We start from the raw sequence: 24541 nt of genomic DNA, 5'->3' as shown, positions 1-24541 counted from the left end.
TTCCAAGTGGCCTGCCTTGCGGCAGGCGTTAATCAAAAATTCTGGCCGTGTTCGGGCGAGTCGGCTTACCAGCGCTGCTTCAGCAGATTGTTCGGCTGAATGCCGCCAATCGCATGGGCGTTGCCGAAGTGCTGCACGGCGATGCCCGCCTCGAACTCTTCACGGAAATATTTAATCGCGCTTTGCAGTGGCTCTACGGCACCTGGCGCGTGGGCGCAGAAGGTTTTGCCCGGGCCGAGGGAACGGCACAGCTGTTCGAGGGTTTCGATATCCCCCGGCTGCCCTTCGCCGTTTTCCAACGCACGCAGGATCTTCACGCTCCACGGCAGGCCGTCGCGGCATGGCGTACACCAGCCGCAGGACTCGCGGGCGAAGAACTCTTCCAGGTTACGCACCAGCGGCACCATGCCGATCTCGTGGTCTACCGCCATCGCCAGCGCAGTGCCGAGACGGCTGCCGGCTTTGCCGATCGCGCCGTATTCCATCGGCAGATCGAGGTGATCGGCGGTCAGGAAGTCGGTCCCCGCACCGCCCGGCTGCCAGGCTTTGAAGCGCAGACCGTCGCGCATGCCGCCGGCGTAGTCTTCCAGGATCTCGCGCGCGGTGGTGCCGAACGGCAACTCCCAGACGCCCGGATTTTTCACCCGGCCGGAGAAGCCCATCAGCTTGGTGCCTTTGTCTTCACTGCCGGAGATGCCGGTGTACCACTCCACGCCGTTCGCCAAAATGGCCGGCACGTTGCACAGCGTTTCGACGTTGTTGACGCAGGTCGGCTTGCCCCATACGCCGGCGCTGGCCGGGAATGGCGGCTTGGAACGCGGGTTGGCGCGGCGGCCTTCCAGCGAGTTGATCAGCGCGGTTTCTTCGCCGCAGATGTAACGGCCGGCGCCGGTGTGCACGATCAGCTCGAAATCGAACCCGGTGCCGAGAATGTTCTTGCCCAGATAGCCGGCTTCGGTGGCTTCCGCGATGGCGCGACGCAGGTGCGCCGCCGCTTCGATGTACTCACCGCGCAGGAAGATGTACCCACGGTAGGCTTTCAGCGCGAACGCGGAGATCAACATGCCTTCCACCAGCAGATGCGGCAGCTGCTCCATCAGCAGGCGGTCTTTATAGGTGCCCGGCTCCATCTCATCGGCGTTACACAGCAGGTAACGGATGTTCATGGATTCGTCCTTCGGCATCAGGCTCCACTTCAAACCGGTGGAGAAGCCCGCGCCGCCGCGGCCCTTCAGCCCGGAGTCTTTCACCAGGCCGACGATCTCGTCCGGGGCCAGGCCTTTGAGGGCCTTTTCTGCGCCGGCATAGCCGTTTTTGCTGCGGTACTCGTCCAGCCACAGCGGCTGCTTGTCATCGCGCAGACGCCAGGTCAGCGGATGCGTTTCGGGAGTGCGTACAATGTGCTTGGTCATTGATACTGCTCCAGTAGCGTCTCGATATCTTCAGGCTTCAGCTGACTGTGAGTGTCGTCATCAATCATCATGGTCGGCCCTTTATCGCAGTTGCCCAGACAGCAGGTCGGCAACAGCGTGAAGCGGCCATCAAAGGTGGTTTGACCCGGCTTGATGTTCAGCTTCTTCTCGATAGCGGCCTGAATGCCCTGGTAACCGGTGATGTGACAAACAACGCTGTCACAATAACGGATCACGTGACGTCCTACTGGCTGACGGAAAATCTGGCTGTAGAACGTGGCCACGCCTTCTACGTCGCTGGCGGGGATGCCCAGCACTTCCGCGATGGCGTAAATCGCACCGTCCGGAACCCAGCCGCGCTGCTTCTGCACAATTTTCAGTGCTTCGATGGAAGCGGCGCGCGGATCCTCGTAATGGTGCTTTTCGTGCTCGATCGCATCACGTTCTTCCGCGCTCAGTACAAATGCATCAACGCCGCTCTGAGGAGCGGCTGCGTTGATGGGCTCGAGCGCATCATTGACTGCGTGATTGTCTTTTTGATCATGCATAGTTAGCGGTCCACATCTGACATTACAAAATCGATACTACCCAGATAGACGATCAGGTCGGAAACCAGGCTGCCACGGATGACCGATGGGATCTGCTGCAGGTGCGCAAAGCTCGGCGTACGTACCCGGGTGCGGTAGCTCATGGTGCTGCCGTCGCTGGTCAGGTAGTAGCTATTGATCCCTTTGGTGGCTTCAATCATCTGGAATGATTCGTTGGCTGGCATCACCGGACCCCAGGAAACCTGCAGGAAGTGGGTGATCAGCGTTTCAATATGCTGCAGCGTGCGCTCTTTCGGCGGCGGCGTGGTCAGCGGGTGATCGGCCTTGAACGGGCCTTCCGGCATGTTGTTCAGGCACTGTTCGAGAATGCGCAGGCTCTGGCGCAGCTCTTCCACCTTTAGCATCACGCGGGTGTAGCAGTCGCTGGTGCCGTCGCCGACCGGCACTTCGAAGTCGAAGTTCTCGTAGCCGGAGTACGGACGCCATTTACGCACGTCGAACTCGACGCCGGTGGCACGCAGGCCGGCGCCGGTCACGCCCCACTCCAGCGCTTCTTTGGCGTTGTAAGACGCTACGCCGATGGAACGGCCTTTCAGGATGCTGTTCTTCAGCGCCGCTTTCACGTAGGAGTCCAGACGCTTAGGCATCCAGTCGAGGAATTCACGCAGCAGGCGATCCCAGCCGCGCGGCAGATCGTGCGCGACGCCGCCGATGCGGAACCAGGCCGGGTGCATACGGAAACCGGTGATCGCTTCCACCAGATCGTAGATCTTCTGACGGTCGGTAAAGGCGAAGAACACCGGGGTCATCGCGCCGACGTCCTGAATGAAGGTGGAGATGTACAGCAGGTGGCTGTTGATGCGGAACAGCTCGGACAGCATCACGCGGATGGTGTCGACGCGCTCAGGCACCTTGATGCCGGCCAGCTTCTCGACCGCCAGCACATAAGGCATTTCGTTCACGCAGCCGCCGAGGTACTCGATACGGTCGGTGTACGGAATGTAGCTGTGCCAGGATTGACGCTCGCCCATCTTCTCGGCGCCGCGGTGGTGATAGCCGATATCCGGTACGCAGTCGACGATCTCTTCGCCGTCCAGCTGCAGAATGATGCGGAACGCACCGTGCGCGGACGGGTGGTTCGGGCCGAGGTTGAGGAACATGAAGTCTTCGTTCTCGGTACCGCGCTTCATGCCCCAGTCTTCCGGCTTGAAAGTCAGCGCTTCCATCTCCAGATCTTCTTTCTGCTTGGTCAGCACGAAAGGATCGAATTCGGTGGCGCGCGCCGGGTAGTCCTTGCGCAGCGGGTGCCCTTCCCAGGTCTGCGGCATCATGATGCGCGACAGGTGCGGGTGGCCGTCGAAGGTGATGCCGAACATTTCCCAGGTTTCGCGCTCGTACCAGTTGGCGTTCGGGAACACCTTGGTCGCCGTCGGCACGTGCAGGTCTTTTTCAGACAGCGCCACCTTCAGCATGATGTCGCGGTTGCGTTCGATGGAAATCAGATGGTAGAAAACGGAGAAATCCGCAGCGGGCAGGCCGTCGCGGTGGGTGCGAAGACGTTCGTCCACGCCATGCAGATCGAACAGCATGACATACGGCTTCGGCTGTTTTCTCAGGAACGTCATTACTTCCAGCAACTGGTCAGGTTTAACCCATACCACGGGCATGCCGGTACGGGTGGCCTGAACAGTAAAGGCTTCCGGCCCAAAACGGTTGCGCAGTTCGCCGATCACCGGGTCGTCAAGGTGATCTCGGGTCTGCCAGGCAGGCAAGGCGTCGTGCGTCGTCAAATCTGTCATAATTTTTTTTCACCACACTAAAGGGTTATTCGCCGCAAGTTTCACTTTTCGCTGTGTTAACCAATAGCGCACTAAGATGGACGTTAAATGAACGTCTTAAATCTCGTCAGGCGTCCGGAGGTTGGTCACCGCGATGCGTTCGCCGTGTTTACGCTCTCTTTCAGACTGCATATTGGCGCGGTAAACGCCCTGATCGCCGACAACCCACGACAGCGGGCGACGTTCTTTGCCGATGGATTCCTGCAGCAGCATCAGCGCTTGCATGTAGGCTTCCGGACGCGGCGGGCAGCCGGGAATGTACACGTCGACCGGCAGGAACTTGTCCACGCCCTGCACCACGGAATAGATGTCGTACATGCCGCCGGAGTTGGCGCAGGCGCCCATCGAGATCACCCACTTAGGCTCCAGCATCTGCTCGTACAGGCGTTGGATGACCGGGGCCATCTTGGTGAAACAGGTACCGGCCACCACCATCAGGTCAGCCTGACGCGGGGAGGCGCGCAGTACTTCCGCACCGAAACGCGCCACGTCGTGAACGGCGGTAAACGACGTCACCATCTCCACGTAACAGCACGAAAGGCCGAAGTTATACGGCCAAATAGAGTTTTTACGCCCCCAGTTCACCATGTCATGCAGCGCATGTTCGAGTTTACCCATGTAAACCGTGCGGTGGACCTGTTGTTCCAGGGGATCGGCGACGATCTCCTGTTTTTGCAGGGGATAACGGTCGTTCTCACCGTTCGGGTCTATGCGGGTGAGCGTATAGTCCATCTTAATGCCTCGCTGTTACTGCGGATGACTGTTGGTGTTAGTGATCGTGCTCGGTTTGCTGCGGCGTTGAGAACGCGCCGGAGTCCAATCCAACGCGCCGATGCGCACCAGATAAACCAGACCGGCCAATAGCACCAAAATGAAAATGGCGGCTTCGATAAAGCCTACCCAACCGCTCTCGCGAACCGAGACCGACCAGGCATACAGGTATAAGGCTTCAACGTCGAAAATAACGAAGAACATGGCCACCAGGTAGAACTTGGCGGACAAGCGCATGCGCGCCGTACCGACCGAGTCGATGCCTGATTCAAACGGGGTGTGTTTGGCGCGCGCCCGGGCTCTCCCGCCCAAGAAGAACGCACCCAGCAGCATTAAGCCGCAAAGCCCGATAGCCACGACGAGAAATACGGCGAGCGCCCAGTGATGAGCGATAACTTCAGTGGTTGTTGACATACTCTATGCTTACTCATCAAAAGTGGCGTCGATCGCGCTGCTCTTGTCACCGGCAGTTAGTGCGCCACATCGATTTAAGGGAAGGATAAATAACCACACAAACAAACTGCTTTTACAGCGAGTTAGGCAGCGTTTTTCTGTGGGCTTTTTACTCCTTTCTATAACCTTTTGTCAACTTTGACAAAAGTATCTACACACTAGTTTACATCCGTATCATTTGATTAACATTTGATGCGCCAGGGGCTGGCTAAATCGTGTCAGTTAATTTTTGTGTAGAAACAGATAGATATAAACCAACGTGCACATTTCAGTTTTACTATACCATTGTCTCAGGAATTCCCTGTTCTTCCACTCACTACCTAGGGGTATTTTTTTGATCCAGGACACGTTTTCAGCATAAATCCTCAAAAAAAGTGTGGCCCTTTAACAATTTTCCTCAAATTAAGCCGCAAAAACGGCCGCTATAAGCTAACAAAATAACCCTGCTATTACCATGCCTTTAACCCATTCAATCTTATTGCTCAAAAAACAAACTCAGCGTCTTAAAGCCGGCCAAACTCTCTTTTCAGTAACGCTTAAAAGTTAATAAAACAGCCAACTCATAACAAAATCGTCATTAAATCCCTATAACAGTAAAAATCGCCAAAAAAAGGGCAAAAAAAACCTCCGCCGAAGCAGAGGTTTTCATCAGATCTAACGCCGCGGCGTTATTCTTCTTCGTCCACCAGGCTGGCGTCATCCTGATCGCCCTGGAGACCGGCTTCCGCGCCGTTGAAGCCATAACCGTCATTGCCGCCCTGCATTGCGCTGAAGATGGCCATCGCCAGCTCATTGCTGCACTGCGCGTTTTTGCACAGCGCATACTGGGTATCCGGCAGCGGCGGCAAACCTTCCACCGCCCCCAGCACCCGCAGATCGGGGCTCATCATCTCGATCGGCCGCGCGGTCACGCCTAGGCCGGCCTTACAGGCCGCCCGCACCGCAGACAGCGTGGAAGCGACATAGGCGATGCGCCAAGGGATACCGGCTTCGTCCAGCTGCTTGATCGCCAGCGCGCGGAACGGGCTTGGCTCATCCATCACCACCAACGGGATCGGTTCGCCCGCCTGATAGTGGTAATCGGCGGCGCAGTACCACAGCGTCGGCGATGTGCGCAGCACGATATGCGGATGTCCGGCCGGATCGGCCGTGGTCACCGCCAGATCGATCTCGCCCTCTTCCAGCAGATCGACCATCGTCGTGCTGCGCTTTACGCGCACGTCAATGGCCAGCTTCGGATAGATGGCGGTCACGCGGTTCAACAGGAAAGGCAGAATGGTATCGGCGGTGTCGTCGGAAGCGCCGATGGTCAGAACACCTTTAATATTGTTGTACATCAGCGAGGTACAGGCTTCGTCGTTAAAGCGCAGGATCTTCCTGGCATAACCGAGAAGCTGAATACCATGCTCAGTCAGGAGTTTGTTACGCCCATGGCGGGCAAACAGTTCTTTGCCGACCAGTTGCTCTAATCGCTGCATTTGTTGACTGACGGCTGATTGAGTACGGCATACGGCAACCGCCGCCGCCGCAAAGGTATTCAAATCAGCAACCGCAACAAAGGTTCTTAGCAGATCGAGGTCGAGATTAAGTATCGGACGATTTGCAGTTGTCATAGTGTATTCTTCACTTTTTTAAATTCTAATTTACGAACTACTACCCTGGTGTGTTTCTCAGACGCCGTTGAAAAGGACGGAGCCTGTTATGACAGTACCCCACTCATAAGTGGAGGGCAAAAAAATTACTTATGATTCGTTACCTCTATCGCTTTTTAAAATGCGATCTATCGATGGTGCTTATAGAACGCGGGGGACTGAATACCGGTGAAAAGGGAAAACCCCCACCGAACCTGAGATTTTACTCATTCATACTGCCTAATTTCCACTCCATTCGTGCTACTGAGAACCCTTATCAACCGGCGTTCAGACTGCATTACAGAGCAAAAAAGATAAATAATTAACGCTACCGACTTCGTGTTACCACTCAATGAATTTAATAAATTCAATCAGTAAGATTTTTGCTTTAAATAATAATCCTATAACCACATAAACAATGCTTAAGGTAAAATATAAAGTAAAGCTAATGTAAATATGTCATTTTTCTTAGTGTGGTGCGCTAACTGACACCCCGCTATCAGACAACTCCGGTATTATCGTTCCTTTACAGTTTATTGAAGCCTATTCTCCCTTTCGGCTTATCAGTTTACTGCTGCCGGCCGCGCTCGCCGGCACGTCGCGTTTATCGAGGCGGGATTTTACAGAACAAAACCCTAGTAAAATTATAGTTCATGAAATTATGAACCACAAAATAACTTTACATTTGCTTATCATAACTAAAATCCCCCGTTACGACATGCATTTGCACCAAAGGCGTGCAAAACCCTTCAAAAGCAACTACGCCAGGAGTACATTGGGCGGGTTGCGGCGTCCCACGGTAGGAGCGCCCCTATCCCAGCAAAAGGCTCAACTTTTTATGTCCCCCATTGAGAAATCCAGCAAACTGGACAACGTCTGCTATGACATTCGCGGCCCGGTGCTTAAAGAAGCTAAACGTCTTGAAGAAGAAGGCAATAAAGTCCTGAAACTGAACATCGGCAACCCTGCCCCGTTCGGTTTCGACGCCCCGGACGAAATCCTGGTCGACGTGATCCGCAATCTGCCCACGGCGCAAGGCTACTCCGATTCCAAAGGCCTCTTCTCGGCGCGTAAAGCGATCATGCAGCACTACCAGGCGCGCAACATGCGTGACGTGACCGTTGAGGATATCTACATTGGCAACGGCGTCTCGGAGCTGATCGTCCAATCCATGCAGGCGCTGCTCAACAGCGGCGACGAAATGCTGGTGCCGGCGCCGGACTACCCGCTGTGGACCGCTGCGGTATCGCTTTCCGGCGGTAAGGCCGTGCACTACCTGTGCGATGAGCAGGCCGGCTGGTTCCCGGATCTGGACGACATCATCAGCAAGATCACCCCGCGCACCCGCGGCATCGTGATCATCAACCCGAACAACCCGACCGGCGCGGTTTACAGCAAAGCGCTGCTGGAACAGATCGTCGAGATCGCCCGTCAACACAACCTGATCATCTTCGCCGACGAGATCTACGACAAGATCCTGTATGACGAAGCCGAGCACCATTCGATCGCCGCGCTGGCGCCGGATCTGCTGACCGTGACCTTCAACGGCCTGTCGAAAACCTACCGCGTGGCGGGCTTCCGCCAGGGCTGGATGGTGCTGAACGGGCCGAAGAAACACGCCAAAGGCTATATCGAAGGGCTGGAGATGCTGGCTTCGATGCGCCTGTGCGCCAACGTGCCGATGCAACACGCCATTCAAACCGCGCTGGGCGGTTATCAGAGCATCAGCGAATTCATTCAGCCTGGCGGCCGCCTGTACGAACAACGCAATCGCACCTGGGAACTGCTCAACGACATCCCGGGCGTCTCTTGCGTGAAGCCACAGGGCGCGCTGTATATGTTCCCGCGCATCGACGCCAAGCGCTTCAACATCCACGACGACCAGAAGCTGGTGCTTGATCTGCTGCTGCAGGAAAAAGTGCTGCTGGTGCAGGGCACCGCGTTCAACTGGCCTTACCCGGATCACGTGCGTATCGTCACCCTGCCGCGCGTAGACGAACTGGAAATGGCGGTCGGCAAGCTGGGCCGCTTCCTGGAAGGTTACCACCAGTAATCGCCTGGGGCGCAGCGCCTTGCTGCGCCCTTCTCTCATTGCCCGGTTGCAAAATTCGCCGTCACTGCTTCACAATGGGGCCCTCACTTGCCGTTAAAGAGAGCACCATGAGCCAGAGCCATTTCTTCGCCCATCTGTCCCGCTTGAAACTGATCAACCGCTGGCCGCTGATGCGCAACGTGCGTACCGAGAACGTCTCCGAACACAGTCTGCAGGTGGCCTTTGTCGCCCACGCGTTGGCGGTGATCAAGAACCGCAAATTCAACGGCAACCTCAACGCCGACCGCGTTGCGCTGCTGGCGATGTACCACGACGCTAGCGAAGTGATCACCGGCGACATGCCGACGCCGATCAAGTACTACAATCCGCAGATCGCCCACGAGTACAAGAAGATCGAAAAGATCGCCCAGCAAAAGCTGCTGGACATGATCCCCGCGGAGCTGCGCAACGATTTCCGCACCATTCTCGATGAGCACTACTACAGCGAAGATGAAAAGCAGGTAGTGAAGCAGGCAGACGCGCTGTGCGCCTACCTGAAATGCCTGGAGGAACTCTCTGCCGGCAACAACGAATTCACCCTGGCCAAGGCGCGGCTGGATAAAACTCTGGAACAGCGCCGCAGCCCGGAAATGGACTACTTCATGGACGTGTTCATTCCCAGCTTCAGCCTGTCATTGGACGAAATCAGCCTCGACAGTTCGCTGTAACCCCGCCGGCGCAGCCTCGCTGCGCCGTTAAAAGCCGTAGAGCCACGGCACCACAATCACGCTGACCGCCATCACCAGCAGAGTGAACGGCACGCCGAGACGCACGAAATCGCCGAACTTGTAATTGCCCGGCCCCAGCACCAACGTGTTGACCGGTGAAGAGACCGGCGTCATAAAGGCGGCGGACGCGGCGATGGCGATAATCATCGCAAACGGGTATGGCGAGACGCCCATTTCGCGCGCGGCGGCGATGGCGATCGGCGCCATCAGCACCGCCGTCGCGGTGTTGGAAATAAACAGGCCGATGGTGGCGCACAAGACGAACAGGCACAGCAGCATCACGCGCGGCCCCGCGCCGCCGGCGACGTCCATCAGCCCGCTGACGATCAGATCCACCCCGCCGGTCTTTTGCAGCGCCTGCGCAAACGGCATCATCCCGACGATCAAAATGATGCTCGGCCAATGGATCGATTTATAGGCGCTCTCCATATCGATACAGCGAAACTTGCCCATCAGCAGGCAGGCGATCAGCGCCGCGATGGGGTTGGGGATTTCGTCGGTCAACATCATTGCCACCATCAGCGCCAGGCAAAACAGCGCGTGCGGCGCCTGCGTGATCGCCGGCGCCACTTCGTCCACCTCGGCCGGCAGGTTGAGCACGATAAAGTCGTGGGTTTTGGCCTGCAGCTGACGGATCGCCTTCCAGTCGCCGATCACCAGCAAAATGTCGCCCAGCTCCAGCGGCTCGTCCACCAGCTTCCCGCCCAGCGTCTCGCCGTGGCGGCGGATGCCCACCACGTTGAGATCGTAGCGGCTGCGGAACGCCGCTTCGCGCAGGCTTTTGCCCAGCAGCGCCGAGTCCGGGATCAGCGACACTTCCGCCATGCCGACGTTGCGCGACTGTTCAGAGAAGTAATCGCCGCGCAACACCATCGGCTCCAGCCGCTGCTCGCCGCAGAATTCGCGCAGATCGACCTGGCTGTCCGACATGTCGATCAAAAGAACGTCGCCCTCGCGCAGCTCGGTGCTGCCAGAGGCGCTGACCATCACCCGCCGGAAGCGTTTCCAGCGCTCGATACCCACCACGTTGGCGCCATAACGCGCACGCAGGTGCAGTTCATCCAGCGAACGCCCGATCAGCGGCGAAGCGCTGCGGACAGCCAGCCGCCGCGCGCGGCCGGTCAACTTGTAGTCGCGGATCAAATCGCGGAAGGTGCGGCGCTGCCAGTCATCCCCGGCCTTGCCCGTTTCACCGCTGCCCAGCCAACGCCGGGCGATCAGCATGTAACCGACGCCCAGCGCCAGCACCACCAGGCCAATGGGCGTCACGCTGAAGAAACCGAAACCATGGATGCCTTCTCGCACCAGCTCGCTGTTGACCACCATGTTGGGCGGCGTGGCCACCAGCGTCATCATGCCGCTGATAAGCCCGGCGAAGCTGAGCGGCATCATCAGCCGCCCCGGCGCGATCTTCATTCTGGCCGTCACGCTGAGCACCACCGGGATAAAGATCGCCACCACGCCGGTCGAGCTCATGAACGCCCCCAGCCCAGCGACCGTCACCATCAGCAGCATCAACATTTTGGTTTCGCTGCTGCCGGCCACTTTCACCAGCCAGTCCCCCACCTGATAGGCCACGCCGGTGCGCACCAGCCCTTCGCCGATCACGAACAGCGCCGCGATCAAAATCACGTTGGGATCGCTGAAACCGACCGTCGCCTCCTGCAGGCTGAGCGTGCCGCTCAGCACGAAGGCGATGATCACCAACAGGGCCACCACGTCCATGCGCAGCTTGTTGGTGGTAAACAGCACGATGGCAATCAGCAGTAAACTCAGCACCCACAGTAATTCGCTGTTCAAAACGGCCTCATCCGGCAAATGTCCAAGGGTCTAAAAAATAGCATAAAAAAAACCCGCCGAAGCGGGGTCTAATCAATTAGGGTGAAGATAATGCCGCTCAGGCCAGCCGGCGAACGATCGCGCCCTGCGCCGTTTTATCGACGGCGATCTGCGCCAGCGAATCCAGCCGCAGGTCGACCTGCTCCAGCTTCGGCGCATCCGCCGGCGCGTTGACCGCAATCACCTGGCAGCCCGCCGCCAGGCCGGAGAGAATGCCGGCCGGCGCGTCTTCAACCACCACGCACTCGTGCGGCGCAAGCCCCAGGCGCTCGGCGCCCAGCAGATAGGCGTCGGGCTGTGGCTTACCGTGTTTAACCTGCTCGGCGGTGATGAACACCTCCGGCTGCGGCAAACCGCCGGCCTGGCGGCGAGCGCCGGCCACCGGCACCGAACCGGAGGTGACGATCGCCCAAGGGATACCGAGCGCGTTCAGGCGCTCCAGCAGCGCAATCGCGCCCGGCAGCGCGCGAACGCCGTCGGTATCCTGCGCTTCGGCCTGCTCCAGCAACTCGAACTCGCGCTGAATTTCCGCTTCGCTTTCGCCCGGCATAAAGTGGCGCAGAGAAGTAATGGCCTGTTTACCGTGAATGAAATCCAGCACCGCTTGCGGGTTGACACCGCGGCGCTCGGCCCAGTGCGTCCAGGCGCGCTCTACCGCCGGCAATGAATCCACCAGGGTGCCATCAAGATCGAACAGAAAACCCTTACACTCCACAGAAAACCTCTTCTTAATCAAGCATTGATGATTTGCGCTATCTCAACGGCGCTCAGGTGATACTGGCGCGGACAGGCCAGCCAGATCGCCAGCATACGCTGGTATTTTTCCCACATTTTGGTCTGGGCGTTGAAACCGTGGCTGCCGGAATCGAAGTGAGTATAACGCCCCTCGGTGCTGACTAGGAAACGCACGTAGCTCAGGTAGCGCGCTTCGGTGGCGGCGTCGAAGCCGAGAAACGCCAGGCGGCGCTCGTCCAGATCCTGCTGCTCTTTCAGGTTGCCCCAGGAAACCTGCAGCGCATGGTGCATCTCCATCACGTTGATGATGGTGCGGCACACCTCTTCGCTCAGTTCGCCGAAGTCGCGATCCAGTTCGCGCATTTGCAACCCGAAGCCGCGTTCGACGATGGTTTGCAACCGGCGATAACGGTCGCCGTTGTCCGGGTCGAGCAGGGTCATCATCTTGTACTGGTTCGACAGGATCAGCCGCTGGGCGTTGGTCATTTCCATCAGGATTTCCTCATTTCTGTGTGATGGCGGGAGCATCGCACAGCGCAAGAACGCAGGAAATCACAACTCGACCGTTCTTTGATTTAAACCGGGGTTATTGGCGCTTTGACGAAAAAGGCCGCATCAACGCGGCCTTTTCTCAGTTACAGATCGTCGAGGAAGGTTTTGTCCAGCTGCTTAAAAGCACGTTTGAGCAGATCGGCCAACGTCTGATAGGTCGGCGTGCCTTCGAGCGGCGCGACCGCCTGCCCGGCTTCCGTCAGCTTGTTGCGCACCTCATGGAACCATTGCAGCAGCGTCGGCGGCAGCGGCGTGACCGAACGGCGCCCCAGCCACCACAGTCCCTGCATCGGCAGGCTGCAGGCGAACAGCGCGGTAGCGATCGCCGGGCCGAGCTGACCGCCAAGTGCGATCTGCCAGGTCAGCGTGAAAATCGCCAACGGCGGCATGAAACGGATAGCGAAACGGGTGGCACGCGCAACGCGGTTCTCCGGAAAGACCGGTGCCAGACGTTTGTCCGACGGCCAGGTTTTCATATAATGCTGCCCGCGCTGGAAGACCTGAAACCAGCTTACGGAACCGGACGGTTTGCTCGTCATTGCGTACCTCAACGTCACGTAAAGAAACTAAAAGCGTGCTGCCAGAGACCATACTAAAAAATTTGAAGCTTTAAATTTATTTTGTGTTTGCACCGGGCTATCGGTATCCTAAGCCGGCCTTGTGGCCGGTAGAAGATGACGCAAATTTTGTCAACTTTTAGCCCTATAAAAATCAAGATTATTTAAACCGCAGAGAAATCATCGGTTTTTCCATCATCCTGTGATTTGTGCACTTCACATGATGTTAATCATAAATGTCATCGGCACTATGCGCTACGCTTGTTGTCTGATTGACGATTAATTCACCACGTGTTTTCGATTTTCTTTTAACAACACGACTATTTAAGTAGGTACTTCCATGTCGAGTAAGCTAGTACTGGTTCTTAACTGCGGCAGTTCTTCTCTGAAATTCGCCATCATCGATGCCGTTAACGGCGACGAATTCCTCTCCGGTTTGGCCGAGTGTTTCCACCTGCCTGAAGCTCGCATCAAGTGGAAAATGGACGGCGCCAAACACGAAGCTGCCCTGGGGGCCGGCGCTGCACACAGCGAAGCGCTGAACTTCATTGTTAATACTATTCTGGCACAAAAACCAGAGCTTTCTGCGCAGCTGACCGCTATCGGCCACCGCATCGTGCACGGCGGCGAGAAGTTTACCGCTTCCGCCGTGATCAACGACGAAGTTCTGCAGGGTATCAAAGATTCCGTGCCGTTTGCACCACTGCACAACCCGGCTCACCTGATCGGCATCGCGGAAGCGCTGAAATCCTTCCCTAACCTGGCCGACAAGAACGTTGCCGTGTTCGACACCGCGTTCCACCAGACCATGCCGGAAGAATCTTACCTGTACGCCCTGCCGTACAGCCTGTACCGCGACCACGGCGTTCGCCGCTACGGCGCACACGGCACCAGCCACTTCTACGTGACTCAGGAAGCCGCGAAGATGCTGAACAAGCCGGTAGAAGAAGTGAACGTGATCACTTGCCACCTGGGCAACGGCGGTTCCGTTACCGCAGTGCGCAACGGCCAGTGCGTTGACACCTCCATGGGTCTGACCCCGCTGGAAGGCCTGGTGATGGGCACCCGCAGCGGTGACATCGATCCGGCTATCATCTTCCACCTGCACGATTCTCTGGGCATGAGCGTTGACCAGATCAACAAGATGCTGACCAAAGAATCCGGCCTGCTGGGCCTGACCGAAGTCACCAGCGACTGCCGTTACGTTGAAGACAACTACGACAGCAAAGCCGACGCCAAACGCGCCATGGACGTGTTCTGCCACCGTCTGGCCAAATACATCGGCGCATACAGCGCCCTGATGGAAGGCCGTCTGGACGCGGTGATCTTCACCGGCGGCATCGGCGAGAACGCCGGCATGGTGCGTGAGCTGACCCTGAACAAACTGGGCCTGCTGGGCTTCGAAATCGACCACGACCGCAACATGGCCGCTCGCTTCGGCAAATCCGGCGCCATCACCAAAGACGGCAGCCGCCTGGCGCTGGTGATCCCGACCAACGAAGAGTTGGTCATCGCGCAGGACGCATCCCGCCTGACCGCGTAATGCTCTCAAAACACCGTCAGCCCAGGCTGACGGTGTTGTTTTAGCCTCATGTTAATCGTGAAGAGGACTATTCTGTGTCACGTACTATTATGTTGATCCCCACCGGCACCAGCGTCGGCCTGACCAGCGTCAGCCTGGGTGTCATCCGCTCCATGGAGCAAAAAGGCGTTCGTCTGAGCGTGTTCAAGCCTATCGCTCAACCGCGCACCGGCGACAACGCGCTCGACCAGACCACCACCATCATCCGCAGCAGCAACTCCACCATTACGGCGGCCGAACCGCTGCGCATGGACTACGTTGAGGGCCTGCTGAGCTCCAACCAGCAAGACGTGCTGATGGAAGAGATCGTGGCGCGCTACCACGAGAACACCAAAGACGCGGAAGTGGTGCTGATCGAAGGCCTGGTGCCGACCCGCAAGCATCAGTTCGCCAACGCGCTGAACTACGAGATCGCCAAAACCCTGAACGCCGAGATCGTCTTCGTGCTGGCGCTGGGCAACGACTCCCCGGCGCAGCTGAAAGAGCGCATCGAACTGGCGCGCACCAGCTTCGGCGGCAGCAAGAACAAAAACATCACCGGCGTAATCATCAACAAGCTGAACGCACCGGTCGACGATCAGGGCCGCACCCGTCCTGACCTGTCCGAAATCTTCGACGACTCCACCAAAGCCAGCATCGCCCACGTCGATCCTGCGCAGCTGTTCGCCAACAGCCCGCTGCCGGTTCTGGGCTGCGTGCCGTGGAGCTTCGATCTGATCGCCACCCGCGCCATCGACATGGCTCGCCACCTGAAGGCCCGCGTGGTCAACGAAGGCGACATCATGACTCGCCGCGTGAAGTCCGTGACCTTCTGTGCGCGCAGCATCCCGCACATGCTGGAACACTTCCGCCCGGGCTCTCTGCTGGTGACCTCCGCAGACCGTCCTGACGTGCTGGTCTCCGCCTGCCTGGCGGCGATGAACGGCGTGGAAATCGGCGCCATCCTGCTGACCGGCGGCTACGCCATCGACGAGCCGATCAAGAAGCTGTGCGAACGCGCCTTCCAGACCGGCCTGCCGGTGTTCATGGTCGACACCAACACCTGGCAGACCTCGCTGAGCCTGCAGAGCTTCAACCTCGAAGTGCCGGCGGACGACCACCAGCGCATCGAGAAAGTGCAGAACTACGTGGCCAGCCACATCAACACCGAGTGGATCGACTCGCTGACCGCCACCTCCGAACGTTCACGCCGTCTGTCTCCACCGGCGTTCCGTTACGAGCTGACCGAGCTGGCGCGTAAAGCCGGCAAACGCATCGTGCTGCCGGAAGGCGACGAGCCGCGCACCGTGAAAGCGGCAGCCATCTGCGCCGAACGCGGCATCGCGGAATGCGTGTTGCTCGGCAACCCGGACGAGATCCAGCGCGTCGCGGCAGCGCAAGGCGTTGAGCTGGGCAAAGGCATCGAAATCGTCGATCCGGTCGCCGTACGTGAAAACTACGTGCCGCGTCTGGTTGAGCTGCGCAAGAGCAAAGGCATGACCGAAGTGGTCGCGCGCGAGCAGCTGGAAGACAACGTGGTGCTCGGCACCCTGATGCTGGAACAAGGCGAAGTCGACGGTCTGGTCTCCGGCGCGGTTCACACCACCGCCAACACCATCCGTCCGCCGTTGCAGCTGATCAAAACCGCGCCGGGCAGCTCGCTGGTGTCCTCCGTGTTCTTCATGCTGCTGCCTGACCAGGTACTGGTCTACGGCGACTGCGCGATCAACCCGGATCCGACCGCCGAGCAGCTGTCTGAGATCGCCATCCAGTCTGCGGATTCCGCCGCGGCCTTCGGCATCGAGCCTCGCGTAGCGATGATCTCCTACTCCACCGGCAACTCCGGTGCGGGCAGCGACGTCGAGAAAGTGCGCGAAGCGACCCGTCTGGCGCAGGAAAAACGCCCGGACCTGATCATCGACGGCCCGCTGCAGTACGACGCCGCCATCATGGCCGACGTTGCCAAGTCCAAGGCGCCGAACTCACCGGTAGCCGGCCAGGCGACCGTGTTCATCTTCCCGGATCTGAACACCGGCAACACCACCTACAAAGCGGTACAGCGTTCCGCTGACCTGGTCTCCATCGGGCCGATGCTGCAAGGCATGCGCAAGCCGGTGAACGACCTGTCGCGCGGCGCACTGGTTGACGATATCGTCTACACCGTTGCGCTGACGGCGATCCAGTCTTCCCAGGCTGATGCTGCCGCCAAGGCCTGATACCCTTCGGGGTAGGTGATAAAAAAACGCCGGTCATTGACCGGCGTTTTTCTTTTTACCCTCTCTAACGCGCCAGCAATTGCCCGGCAGCCTCCAGAATATGCTCGGCGGTCAGGCCGTACTCCTGCTGTAAAAACGCCTGGGTGCCCACCTGGCCGTAACGCTCCTTCACCCCCACGCGCCGCATTGGCGTCGGGCACTCTTCCGCCAGCACCTCCGCCACCGCCGATCCCAGCCCATTATGAATGCTGTGATTTTCACAGGTGACGATGCGCCCGGTTTTGGCCGCATAGGTTTTGATCAGTTCACGGTCGATAGGCTTGAGGGTGAACATATCGATCACCGCCGCGCTGACGCCCTGCTGCGCCAGCATCTGCGCCGCCTTCAGCGCCTCCGCCACCATGATGCCATTGGCAATCAGCGTAATGTCGTCGCCGTCGCGCAGCAGGTTGCCCTTGCCGATGGTAAAGCGCGAGCCCTCCTGGTAGATGCGCGTCGCCTGCTTGCGAATGGTGCGCACCCAGTAGAAGCCGCGCAGATCCATCAGCTGGCGCAGAATATCGGCGAACATGGTGGCGTCGGTTACCTCCAGCACCACCGAATGCGCCAGCCCGCGCACGATGCCCATATCCTCGAACGACATGTGGGTGCCGCCGTTGTGGCAGGCGCTCACCCCGGCGTCGGAGGCGATTACCTTGACGTTGTTGCGCTGATAATCCAGCGACATGAACAGCTGATCGAAACAGCGGCGGCTGGCGAAGGCGGTAAAGGTATGCACGAACGGCACCCGGCCGGTGAGCGACAGCCCGGCGGCGACGCCGATCACGTTGGCCTCCATGATGCCGCAGTTGATCACGTGCTGCGGGTGATCCTTGTGCACGCCATCCATCGCCATCGAGCTCATCAGATCCGCCTCCAGCGCGATGATCGGCGCGCCCGCCTCAATCTGCCGACGCACCGCGCCGGCGTAGACTTTGCGCATTTCGACGGCGTCGTTTTCCAACTGCGTCACTACGTTAAACATGGGCGGCCTCCAGTTCGGCGATGGCTTTTTCGATTTCCTGCTGCACGTCCGGCGTCAGGCGCAGGTGGTGAGAGTTCGACAGGTTTTCCAGATAGGCCACGCCCTGCCCTTTGATGCTGTCGAGCACGATCGCCAGCGGCCGCTGTTCGCCGCCGCGCGCCGGCGCCACCGCCGCCAGCAGCGCCGCGATGTCATCGCCCTTGATGGTCTGCACCTCAAAGCCGAAGGCGCGGAACTTGGCGGCCAGATCGAACGGTTGGATCACCTCGTCCAGCGCGCCGTCCAGCTGTTGCTTGTTGTAATCGATGAACAGCGTCAGGTTGTTCAGATTGTGGTGGGCGATAAACTGGAACGCCTCCCAGCACTGCCCTTCGTTCAGTTCCCCGTCACCGAGGATGCTGAACACCCGATTGCGGCGCCCCGCCAGCCGATGGGACAACGCCATGCCGGCGGCGATCGATACGCCCTGCCCCAGCGAGCCGGTGGTGGCGTCCACGCCGCGCGTGCGCAGCCGGTCCGGGTGGCTCGGCAGACGCGTGCCGTTCTGGTTGAGGGTCTTCAGCTCCGCCAGCGGGAAGTAGCCCTTGATCGCCAGCGTGCTGTACAGCGCCGGGCCGGCGTGCCCTTTCGACAGCACGAAGTCATCGCGCTCCGGCCAGTCCGGATCCGCCGGATCGATGCGCATCACGCTGCCATACAGCACCGCCAGCGTCTCCACCACCGACATGCAGCCGCCGTAGTGGCCGAAGCCCAGCCCGGTCAGCGCTTTCAGCGTTTCCAGGCGGATCGCCCGCGCCAGGGTATGCAGCTCTTCAATTTCCGTTTCGCTCGTTGTGTAGTTCATCAGTCTGCCCTCGTTATTTCTCGACGCGGTCAGCGGCCGGCGCGCCTTTGCGTTTTCCCAGGAAGTTATGCGCCACCAGCAGCGCGAACACGGCGACGATCGCCAGCATGATCATCTCCTTCGACATAAAGCGCGCCATATTGCCCAGCAGGATGCCGATCGCGCCGAAGTCGGCGTCGGAGAAGGTGGTGTTGGCAAAGCCCAGCGCCCCCAGCACCGGTAGCAGCAATACCGGCAGGAAGGTGATCAGCAGCCCGTTGGCGAAGGCGCCCAGCATCGCGCCGCGCCGCCCGCCGGTGGCGTTGCCGAACACCCCGGCGGTAGCGCCAGTGAAGAAGTGCGGCACCACGCCGGGCAGGATCAATACCATCTTCAGCTGCCCCAGCAGGAACAGCCCGGCCAATCCGCCAAGGAAGCTGAACAGGAAGCCGATCAGCACCGCGTTGGGGGCATAGGGATAGACCACCGGGCAATCCAGCGCCGGCCGCGCATTCGGCACCAGCTTTTCCGAGAAGCCGGTGAACGCCGGCACGATTTCCGCCAGAATCAAACGCACGCCCTGCAGGATGATGAACACCCCGGCGGCGAAGGTGATGGCCTGAATGATCGAATACACCAGGTAGTTCTGGCCGCCGCTGAGCTCGCTTTCCACATAGGCCCGCCCGGCGCAGATCGCCAGGATCAGGTAGATGACGATCATGGTCATCGAGATCGAAATGGAGCTGTCGCGCAGGAAGCTGAGGTTTTTCGGCAGGTTCATCTCCTCGGTCGAGCGCGAGTTTTTACCCACCTTCGAGCCGATCCAGCCGGACAGCACGTAGCCCAGGGTGCCGAAGTGGCCGAAGGCGATATCGTCATTGCCGGTGATGCGGCGCATATAGCGCTGGGCGATCGCCGGGAAGAACGCCATCACCAGCCCCAGGGTCAGCGCGCCGGTAAACACCAGCTGCACGCCCTCGAAGCCCGCCACCGTCAGGATGATGCCGATCATGCAGGCCATGTAGAAGGTGTGGTGGCCGGTCAGGAAGATGTATTTCAGCCGGGTGAAGCGCGCCACCACGATATTCGCCACCATGCCGAACGCCATGATCAGCGCGGTGGAGGCGCCGTATTTCTCCAGCGCGATGGAGACAATGGCTTCGTTATTCGGAATGATGCCCTGAATATTGAACGCGTGTTCGAACATGCCGCCCAGCGGATTGAGCGATCCGACCAATACCGTGGCGCCGCCGCCCAAAACGATAAAGCCGAGAATGGTTTTTACCGTGCCTTTTACCACGTCGGAAAACGATTTCTTTTGCGCCAGCAAACCGATCAGCGCAATAAGCCCGACCAATACCGAAGGCACCTTTAATATATCCACCACAAACTTAAGCGTTTCCTGGATAAACATATCCACCTCGCCAATCGTTTTATTCAGATGATTGAGTGGGCTTCGAAGTAAGCGCGCAGCTTGGCTTCCAGCTCATTAATGTCGATGATGTTGCTGATCACCACCAGCTGCTCGGCCGGTACGCTGGCGCTGTCGGCGATGTCTTTCGCCATCACGAACACGTCGGCGGCGCCGGGGGTGGCGGACGACAGATCGGAGTGTTCGACCTCGGCCTCCACGCCCATCTTTTTCAGCACCTTTTTAATGTTCATTTCCACCATAAAACTGCTGCCGAGACCGGAACCGCAAATCGCCATGATTTTCATAATATCCACCTGTTGAATTTAGTGTGTAGGGTAGCGCCGCCGGTCATATTCCCGGCGTTGTTAGCATTAATAGTGTTCCTGGTGATTAAGCATTAATAGCGGGCGATAATATCCTCGATTTGCCGTTTATCTTTGGCGTGAAATAACGCCTCCATGGCCTGATTGTCTGAAAATAATTCCGCCAGTTGCGAAATCAATTCGATGTGGCTGTCGCCGTCGGGCGCCGAAAGCATCACCACCACCTGAACCGGATCGTTATCCGCGGAATGAAAGTTCACCCCCTGATGGATCTTCAACAGCGATAATCCCAACGCGTTGGCGCCCTCTTCGGGCCGGGCGTGCGGCATGGCGATGCCCGGCGCCAGGACAAAGTAAGGCCCGAGCTTCTCCTGCTGATGAAAGATGGCCGTCAGGTAATTCGGCGTGATCACGCCGTCTTGCAGCAGCGGCTGCGCACTCAGCGTTACCGCCTGGCGCCAGTCCTCCACCCGTTCGCACAGCTGTATATGATCGGCGGTCAGCCACTCTTTCAGCACGTTACCCTCCTAAAGGTTGATGGTTTCGGCCGGTGATTAATTCACCGACGACGGTAAAACTTTAATCAACCCCACCCGGCCACACAGTGATGGATATCACAAAGATAGCGCTACCAAAGCGCTATCATGCAGATCTGTGATAGCGCTATCAAAACGCCGCGCCGCGGCATGGCGTTAACCACAATTTTTTCTCGCTCTTTCGGGTAACGGGGTAGAATGTGCCGCATACGGGGATCGTCGAAGCCGCGCCGTCGGCTTCCCACCCTCACCATTTTTATGCGCCGCGCGCGCATTTCAGTCGGGATTAGGCATGTCGATCGGTAAAAAACGACGCAGCACGGGCAGGGTGACGTTGGCTGACGTAGCGCAGCTGGCGGGCGTCGGCACCATGACGGTGTCGCGCGCGCTGCGCACGCCGGAGCAGGTTTCAGACAAACTGCGCGAGAAGATTGAAGCCGCGGTGAGCGAACTGGGGTATCTGCCCAACCTGGCCGCCAGTTCGCTGGCGTCGGCCTCGTCCTACACCATCGCCATGGTGGTGCCCAGCCTGTCCGAATCCGGCTGCGCCGAGATGTTCGCCGGCCTGCAGAAAGTGCTGCAGCCGGCCGGTTATCACATCATGCTGGCGGAGTCGCAGCACCATCTGGAGCGCGAAGAGAAATTGCTGGAGACCCTGCTCTCTTACAACCTGGCGGCGGCGGTGCTGCTCAGCGTCGAGCATTCGCAAAACGCCCGCAACGCGCTGATCGCCGCCAACATTCCGGTGGTGGAGATCGGCGCCGTGCGCGCCGATCCTATCGACATGAGCATCGGCATCGACTACGTGGCGGCCATGTATCAGCTGACGCAAACGGTGATCGCCAGCGGCTACCAGAACATCGGGCTGCTGTGCGCCAACCAGGAACAGTGGATCTTCCAGCAGCACCTGCAGGGCTGGCACAAGGCGCTGCTGCGCAACCATATGTCGCCGCATCGGGTGATCAACGCCGCGCAGCCCGCCAGCTTCAGCACCGGCGCGCAGCAGCTGCCGGAATTCCTGCTGGCCTGGCCGGAGCTGGACGCGCTGGTGTGCGCCTCCGACGAACTGGCCGGCGGCGCGCTGTATGAATGCCAGCGGCGGCGCATCAAGGTGCCGGACAATCTGGCGGTGGTGGGGTTCGGCAACAGCGAGTTCAGCCGGGTCTGCCAGCCGCCGCTGACCACCATGACCATTCCGCATCGCGACATCGGCATTCAGGCCGGCCAGGCGCTGCTGGCGCGCCTGAACGAGCAACCCTGGCAGCCGGCAGGCTCCCTGCCCGCCACGCTGTGCCGCCGCGACAGCTGCTGAATCCGCGCCATAAAAAAAGCCGGTCGATGACCGGCTTTCTCACGCGTTGGCGTCTCAGTGGTTGTCGAGCGGCTTACCGTAATCCTGTTCGTTGTTGCGCGTCAGCCACAGCGACAGCGCCTTCAGCGAATCCGGGGTAAACTCGTCGCAGCGCGCGGTGATCTCTTCCGGCGTCAGCCAGCACACCTCGGCCACTTCTTCTTCCTGCAGCGCGAACGGGCCGTGCGAAACACAGCTGAACAGCGCGCCCCACACCCGGCACTGCTCTTCTTCGAAGTAGAACAGACCGTGTTCGGCGAAAGGCACACCGGCGATGCCCAGCTCTTCTTCCGCCTCGCGGCGCGCCGAATCCAGCACGTTTTCACCGCTTTGCACTACGCCACCCGCCGTTGCGTCCAACCAGCCCGGGTAGAAGTCCTTGATCTCGGTGCGACGCTGCACCAGAATTTTTCCCATCCCATCATGCACCACAATATAGGTAGCACGATGACGCAGCCGCTCCGCCCGCATCTGTTGACGACTGGATTGCGCGATCACCTCGTTTTGCTCGTCGACGATATCAACCCATTCGGTATCTGCAGCCTGACCCTGTTCCGCCATCCTCTAAAACCTTCTATTTTGGCGCGATGCATCCCGCGCGCTGGTTAATCAATGAGTGTTTTTCAAAGATTTTTATTGTGTGTGTATAAATTAGTGCGTTTAGCGTGTTAACGCCACCTCCGCGACGACCTTGCCGTCGTCGAGCGTCAGCACGCTCAAAGTGCCCCGATCCAACATGCCGTAGCTGGCCGGAAAGCCCCCTTTGGGAATGCTGACCGAGCCCGGATTGAAGCAATAGATCTCACCCTGCCGCTCCGCCTGCGGCAGATGCGTATGGCCGTAGGCCAGGACGTCACCGCGGGATAACGGCGGCAGTGCCGAGGGATGATAAAGGTGACCATGGGTCAAAAACAATCGTCTTTTTTGCAGTAAAACCTGTTGCCAGGGCGCCTCGATGGGAAACGTCAGCAGCATCTGATCGACCTCGCTGTCGCAATTGCCGCGAACGGCGATGATCTTGTCGCTATAGCGATTCAATCGTTCGGCAACCTGAGCGGGTTGATACCCGGCCGGCAGCGCGTTGCGCGGGCCGTGATTCAGCAAATCACCCAGAAGAATCAACCAGTCGGCGCCGTTTTGTGCGAACAATTCCAGCACGCGTTCGGTGGCCGGCAGCGATCCGTGAATATCCGAGGCGAACATCAGCTTCATAACCTTGTCCTATAGAGGGAAATAAGCGCCATTTTACCGCGCCGGCGCCGTGCGGCAAACCGCCGCCCGCCCCGGTGGAGAATTGTGATCCAACCGCGCAGATAGCATCGGACGAATCCCACATAGCCTGCTATCCTTAGCTGCTATTGTTGGATCTCTGATATACCTTTGTGCGCGGCGAAGACCGCAGCAACGTGTAATGAATTACAGATCACCTTACCGCAGGAGGCAACATGATTGACCTGTATTACGCGCCTACTCCCAATGGTCACAAGATCACCTTGTTTTTGGAAGAGGTCGGCTTACCCTACCGTATCCATCGCGTAAACATCAGCGCCGGCGAGCAGTACAAACCGGACTTTCTGAGCATTTCTCCCAACAACAAAATCCCGGCGATCGTCGATCAGCAACCGGTGGACGGCGGCGCGCCAATCAGCCTGTTCGAGTCCGGGGAAATCCTGCTGTATCTGGCGGAGAAAACCGGCAAGCTGTTGAGCAAGGGCCTGCGCGAACGCGCCGCCACCCTGCAGTGGCTGTTCTGGCAGGTGGCCGGTTTCGGGCCGATGCTCGGGCAGAATCACCACTTCAACCACTACGCGCCGCAGCCGGTGCCTTACGCCATCGAGCGCTATCAGCTGGAGACCAAGCGGCTGTATGGCGTGCTGGAAGCCGAACTGCAAAAACACCCGTACCTGGGCGGCGACAACTACAGCATCGCCGATATCGCCACCTACCCGTGGGTGGTGTCGCATCCGCGCCAGCGCATCGATCTGGCGGATTACCCGGCGGTGCGCAACTGGTTCGAGCGCATCAGCAACCGCCCGGCGACCGAGCGCGCCTATAAGCTGGCTGAACAGGGCTAACCCCCGCTCCCCGACTCCCCGCCGCCGGGGAGTCACATCGCCCCTGCGTTATAATTTCCCTA

General features: G+C 58.9%; 23 protein-coding genes. 6 read left to right on the top strand and 17 right to left on the bottom strand.

Features of this window, described 5'->3' with window-relative positions:
* Window positions 1–65: 65 nt before the first annotated feature.
* The 6 genes from nuoF to lrhA form a co-directional block, all read right to left on the bottom strand.
* On the bottom strand, window positions 66–1412 hold the full coding sequence (gene nuoF, locus EKL15_RS18100; protein WP_015378579.1) for an NADH-quinone oxidoreductase subunit NuoF: 1347 nt from the start codon (window positions 1410–1412) through the stop codon (window positions 66–68).
* Window positions 1409–1960: an NADH-quinone oxidoreductase subunit NuoE gene (gene nuoE, locus EKL15_RS18095; RefSeq protein WP_015378580.1), complete on the bottom strand. Its 552-nt coding sequence runs from the start codon at window positions 1958–1960 to the stop codon at window positions 1409–1411. The genes nuoF and nuoE overlap by 4 nt, the downstream gene beginning before the upstream one ends.
* 2 nt (window positions 1961–1962) lie before the next feature.
* Window positions 1963–3759 (bottom strand): NADH-quinone oxidoreductase subunit C/D, encoded by a 1797-nt coding sequence (nuoC, locus tag EKL15_RS18090; RefSeq protein WP_004936036.1) that lies wholly within the window; start codon window positions 3757–3759, stop codon window positions 1963–1965.
* A gap of 96 nt (window positions 3760–3855) precedes the next feature.
* On the bottom strand, window positions 3856–4530 hold the full coding sequence (locus EKL15_RS18085; protein WP_004936039.1) for an NADH-quinone oxidoreductase subunit B family protein: 675 nt from the start codon (window positions 4528–4530) through the stop codon (window positions 3856–3858).
* Between the two features lie 15 nt (window positions 4531–4545).
* Window positions 4546–4983 carry an NADH-quinone oxidoreductase subunit NuoA gene (nuoA, locus tag EKL15_RS18080; RefSeq protein ID WP_025303663.1) on the bottom strand — a complete coding sequence of 146 codons (438 nt, stop codon included), beginning with the start codon at window positions 4981–4983 and terminating at the stop codon, window positions 4546–4548.
* A 707-nt stretch (window positions 4984–5690) separates the two neighbouring features.
* Window positions 5691–6635, bottom strand: a complete 945-nt coding sequence (gene lrhA, locus EKL15_RS18075; RefSeq protein WP_004936045.1) for a transcriptional regulator LrhA — start codon at window positions 6633–6635, stop codon at window positions 5691–5693.
* 856 nt (window positions 6636–7491) lie between these two features.
* On the opposite strand from lrhA, the gene EKL15_RS18070 reads away from it, so the two are divergent.
* Both EKL15_RS18070 and yfbR read left to right on the top strand, forming a co-directional pair.
* Window positions 7492–8706: a pyridoxal phosphate-dependent aminotransferase gene (locus EKL15_RS18070; protein WP_004936047.1), complete on the top strand. Its 1215-nt coding sequence runs from the start codon at window positions 7492–7494 to the stop codon at window positions 8704–8706.
* 107 nt (window positions 8707–8813) lie between these two features.
* Window positions 8814–9413: a 5'-deoxynucleotidase gene (gene yfbR, locus EKL15_RS18065; protein ID WP_025303666.1), complete on the top strand. Its 600-nt coding sequence runs from the start codon at window positions 8814–8816 to the stop codon at window positions 9411–9413.
* Between the two features lie 27 nt (window positions 9414–9440).
* Here the strand turns inward: yfbR and EKL15_RS18060 are convergent, their stop codons facing one another.
* The 4 genes from EKL15_RS18060 to yfbV all read right to left on the bottom strand — a co-directional run bounded on the left by EKL15_RS18060 (window position 9441) and on the right by yfbV (window position 13138).
* Window positions 9441–11291 (bottom strand): SLC13 family permease, encoded by a 1851-nt coding sequence (locus EKL15_RS18060; RefSeq protein ID WP_072270997.1) that lies wholly within the window; start codon window positions 11289–11291, stop codon window positions 9441–9443.
* A 79-nt stretch (window positions 11292–11370) separates the two neighbouring features.
* Window positions 11371–12027, bottom strand: a complete 657-nt coding sequence (locus EKL15_RS18055) for a sugar phosphatase (RefSeq protein ID WP_060420045.1) — start codon at window positions 12025–12027, stop codon at window positions 11371–11373.
* Between the two features lie 17 nt (window positions 12028–12044).
* The gene (locus EKL15_RS18050; RefSeq protein WP_100396423.1) at window positions 12045–12539 is read right to left on the bottom strand and encodes a YfbU family protein; all 495 of its coding nucleotides are present in this window, start codon (window positions 12537–12539) and stop codon (window positions 12045–12047) included.
* A gap of 143 nt (window positions 12540–12682) precedes the next feature.
* Entirely contained in the window at window positions 12683–13138 is a 456-nt protein-coding gene (gene yfbV, locus EKL15_RS18045) for a terminus macrodomain insulation protein YfbV (protein ID WP_004936061.1), read from the bottom strand.
* Between the two features lie 358 nt (window positions 13139–13496).
* Here yfbV and ackA point away from each other — a divergent pair, with 358 nt between their 5' ends.
* Window positions 13497–14699: an acetate kinase gene (ackA, locus tag EKL15_RS18040; RefSeq protein ID WP_055312511.1), complete on the top strand. Its 1203-nt coding sequence runs from the start codon at window positions 13497–13499 to the stop codon at window positions 14697–14699.
* Window positions 14700–14773: 74 nt separating this feature from the next.
* On the top strand, window positions 14774–16933 hold the full coding sequence (gene pta / locus EKL15_RS18035) for a phosphate acetyltransferase (RefSeq protein WP_049203683.1): 2160 nt from the start codon (window positions 14774–14776) through the stop codon (window positions 16931–16933).
* A 64-nt stretch (window positions 16934–16997) separates the two neighbouring features.
* On the opposite strand, the gene EKL15_RS18030 is transcribed toward pta, so the two are convergent.
* The 5 genes from EKL15_RS18030 to EKL15_RS18010 all read right to left on the bottom strand — a co-directional run bounded on the left by EKL15_RS18030 (window position 16998) and on the right by EKL15_RS18010 (window position 21035).
* The gene (locus tag EKL15_RS18030) at window positions 16998–17957 is read right to left on the bottom strand and encodes a transketolase family protein (RefSeq protein ID WP_049207313.1); all 960 of its coding nucleotides are present in this window, start codon (window positions 17955–17957) and stop codon (window positions 16998–17000) included.
* Window positions 17950–18801 (bottom strand): transketolase, encoded by an 852-nt coding sequence (locus tag EKL15_RS18025; RefSeq protein WP_049270484.1) that lies wholly within the window; start codon window positions 18799–18801, stop codon window positions 17950–17952. The genes EKL15_RS18030 and EKL15_RS18025 overlap by 8 nt, the downstream gene beginning before the upstream one ends.
* Before the next feature lie 13 nt (window positions 18802–18814).
* On the bottom strand, window positions 18815–20194 hold the full coding sequence (locus EKL15_RS18020) for a PTS ascorbate transporter subunit IIC (protein ID WP_004936074.1): 1380 nt from the start codon (window positions 20192–20194) through the stop codon (window positions 18815–18817).
* Window positions 20195–20217: 23 nt separating this feature from the next.
* Window positions 20218–20499, bottom strand: coding sequence for a PTS sugar transporter subunit IIB (locus EKL15_RS18015; protein WP_025303676.1), 282 nt, complete (start codon window positions 20497–20499; stop codon window positions 20218–20220).
* 92 nt (window positions 20500–20591) lie between these two features.
* Window positions 20592–21035, bottom strand: a complete 444-nt coding sequence (locus EKL15_RS18010) for a PTS sugar transporter subunit IIA (protein WP_038876423.1) — start codon at window positions 21033–21035, stop codon at window positions 20592–20594.
* Between the two features lie 310 nt (window positions 21036–21345).
* Between EKL15_RS18010 and EKL15_RS18005 the strand changes: the two genes are divergently transcribed.
* The gene (locus EKL15_RS18005; RefSeq protein WP_004936083.1) at window positions 21346–22365 is read left to right on the top strand and encodes a LacI family DNA-binding transcriptional regulator; all 1020 of its coding nucleotides are present in this window, start codon (window positions 21346–21348) and stop codon (window positions 22363–22365) included.
* Between the two features lie 54 nt (window positions 22366–22419).
* Here EKL15_RS18005 and yfcD read toward each other — a convergent pair whose 3' ends face one another.
* Complete coding sequence (gene yfcD / locus EKL15_RS18000; RefSeq protein ID WP_004936086.1) at window positions 22420–22965, bottom strand: NUDIX hydrolase YfcD; 546 nt, start codon at window positions 22963–22965, stop codon at window positions 22420–22422.
* Between the two features lie 99 nt (window positions 22966–23064).
* Complete coding sequence (yfcE, locus tag EKL15_RS17995; RefSeq protein WP_033653755.1) at window positions 23065–23616, bottom strand: phosphodiesterase; 552 nt, start codon at window positions 23614–23616, stop codon at window positions 23065–23067.
* 233 nt (window positions 23617–23849) lie between these two features.
* Here yfcE and yfcG point away from each other — a divergent pair, with 233 nt between their 5' ends.
* Entirely contained in the window at window positions 23850–24479 is a 630-nt protein-coding gene (gene yfcG / locus EKL15_RS17990; protein WP_055317045.1) for a GSH-dependent disulfide bond oxidoreductase, read from the top strand.
* The last annotated feature ends 62 nt before the right edge of the window (window positions 24480–24541 follow it).

The organism is Serratia sp. 4542 (genome assembly GCF_016805595.1).
Classification (GTDB): domain Bacteria; phylum Pseudomonadota; class Gammaproteobacteria; order Enterobacterales; family Enterobacteriaceae; genus Serratia; species Serratia nevei.
Note: the sequence above shows the minus strand (reverse complement) of the source record. Positions and strands in the feature narration are given on the sequence as shown.

Bases quoted from the DNA above. Each gene is read 5' to 3' on its own strand.
- EKL15_RS18020 (WP_004936074.1), bottom strand. From the start codon at position 20,194: ATGTTTATCCAGGAAACGCTTAAGTTTGTGGTGGATATATTAAAGGTG.
- EKL15_RS18050 (WP_100396423.1), bottom strand. From the start codon at position 12,539: ATGGAAATGACCAACGCCCAGCGGCTGATCCTGTCGAACCAGTACAAG.
- EKL15_RS18015 (WP_025303676.1), bottom strand. From the start codon at position 20,499: ATGAAAATCATGGCGATTTGCGGTTCCGGTCTCGGCAGCAGTTTTATG.
- yfcE (WP_033653755.1), bottom strand. From the start codon at position 23,616: ATGAAGCTGATGTTCGCCTCGGATATTCACGGATCGCTGCCGGCCACC.
- EKL15_RS18030 (WP_049207313.1), bottom strand. From the start codon at position 17,957: ATGTTTAACGTAGTGACGCAGTTGGAAAACGACGCCGTCGAAATGCGC.
- yfbV (WP_004936061.1), bottom strand. From the start codon at position 13,138: ATGACGAGCAAACCGTCCGGTTCCGTAAGCTGGTTTCAGGTCTTCCAG.
- nuoA (WP_025303663.1), bottom strand. From the start codon at position 4,983: ATGTCAACAACCACTGAAGTTATCGCTCATCACTGGGCGCTCGCCGTA.
- yfcG (WP_055317045.1), top strand. From the start codon at position 23,850: ATGATTGACCTGTATTACGCGCCTACTCCCAATGGTCACAAGATCACC.
- EKL15_RS18085 (WP_004936039.1), bottom strand. From the start codon at position 4,530: ATGGACTATACGCTCACCCGCATAGACCCGAACGGTGAGAACGACCGT.
- EKL15_RS18025 (WP_049270484.1), bottom strand. From the start codon at position 18,801: ATGAACTACACAACGAGCGAAACGGAAATTGAAGAGCTGCATACCCTG.
- ackA (WP_055312511.1), top strand. From the start codon at position 13,497: ATGTCGAGTAAGCTAGTACTGGTTCTTAACTGCGGCAGTTCTTCTCTG.
- EKL15_RS18005 (WP_004936083.1), top strand. From the start codon at position 21,346: ATGTCGATCGGTAAAAAACGACGCAGCACGGGCAGGGTGACGTTGGCT.
- lrhA (WP_004936045.1), bottom strand. From the start codon at position 6,635: ATGACAACTGCAAATCGTCCGATACTTAATCTCGACCTCGATCTGCTA.
- nuoC (WP_004936036.1), bottom strand. From the start codon at position 3,759: ATGACAGATTTGACGACGCACGACGCCTTGCCTGCCTGGCAGACCCGA.
- yfbR (WP_025303666.1), top strand. From the start codon at position 8,814: ATGAGCCAGAGCCATTTCTTCGCCCATCTGTCCCGCTTGAAACTGATC.
- EKL15_RS18070 (WP_004936047.1), top strand. From the start codon at position 7,492: ATGTCCCCCATTGAGAAATCCAGCAAACTGGACAACGTCTGCTATGAC.
- nuoF (WP_015378579.1), bottom strand. From the start codon at position 1,412: ATGACCAAGCACATTGTACGCACTCCCGAAACGCATCCGCTGACCTGG.
- yfcD (WP_004936086.1), bottom strand. From the start codon at position 22,965: ATGGCGGAACAGGGTCAGGCTGCAGATACCGAATGGGTTGATATCGTC.
- nuoE (WP_015378580.1), bottom strand. From the start codon at position 1,960: ATGCATGATCAAAAAGACAATCACGCAGTCAATGATGCGCTCGAGCCC.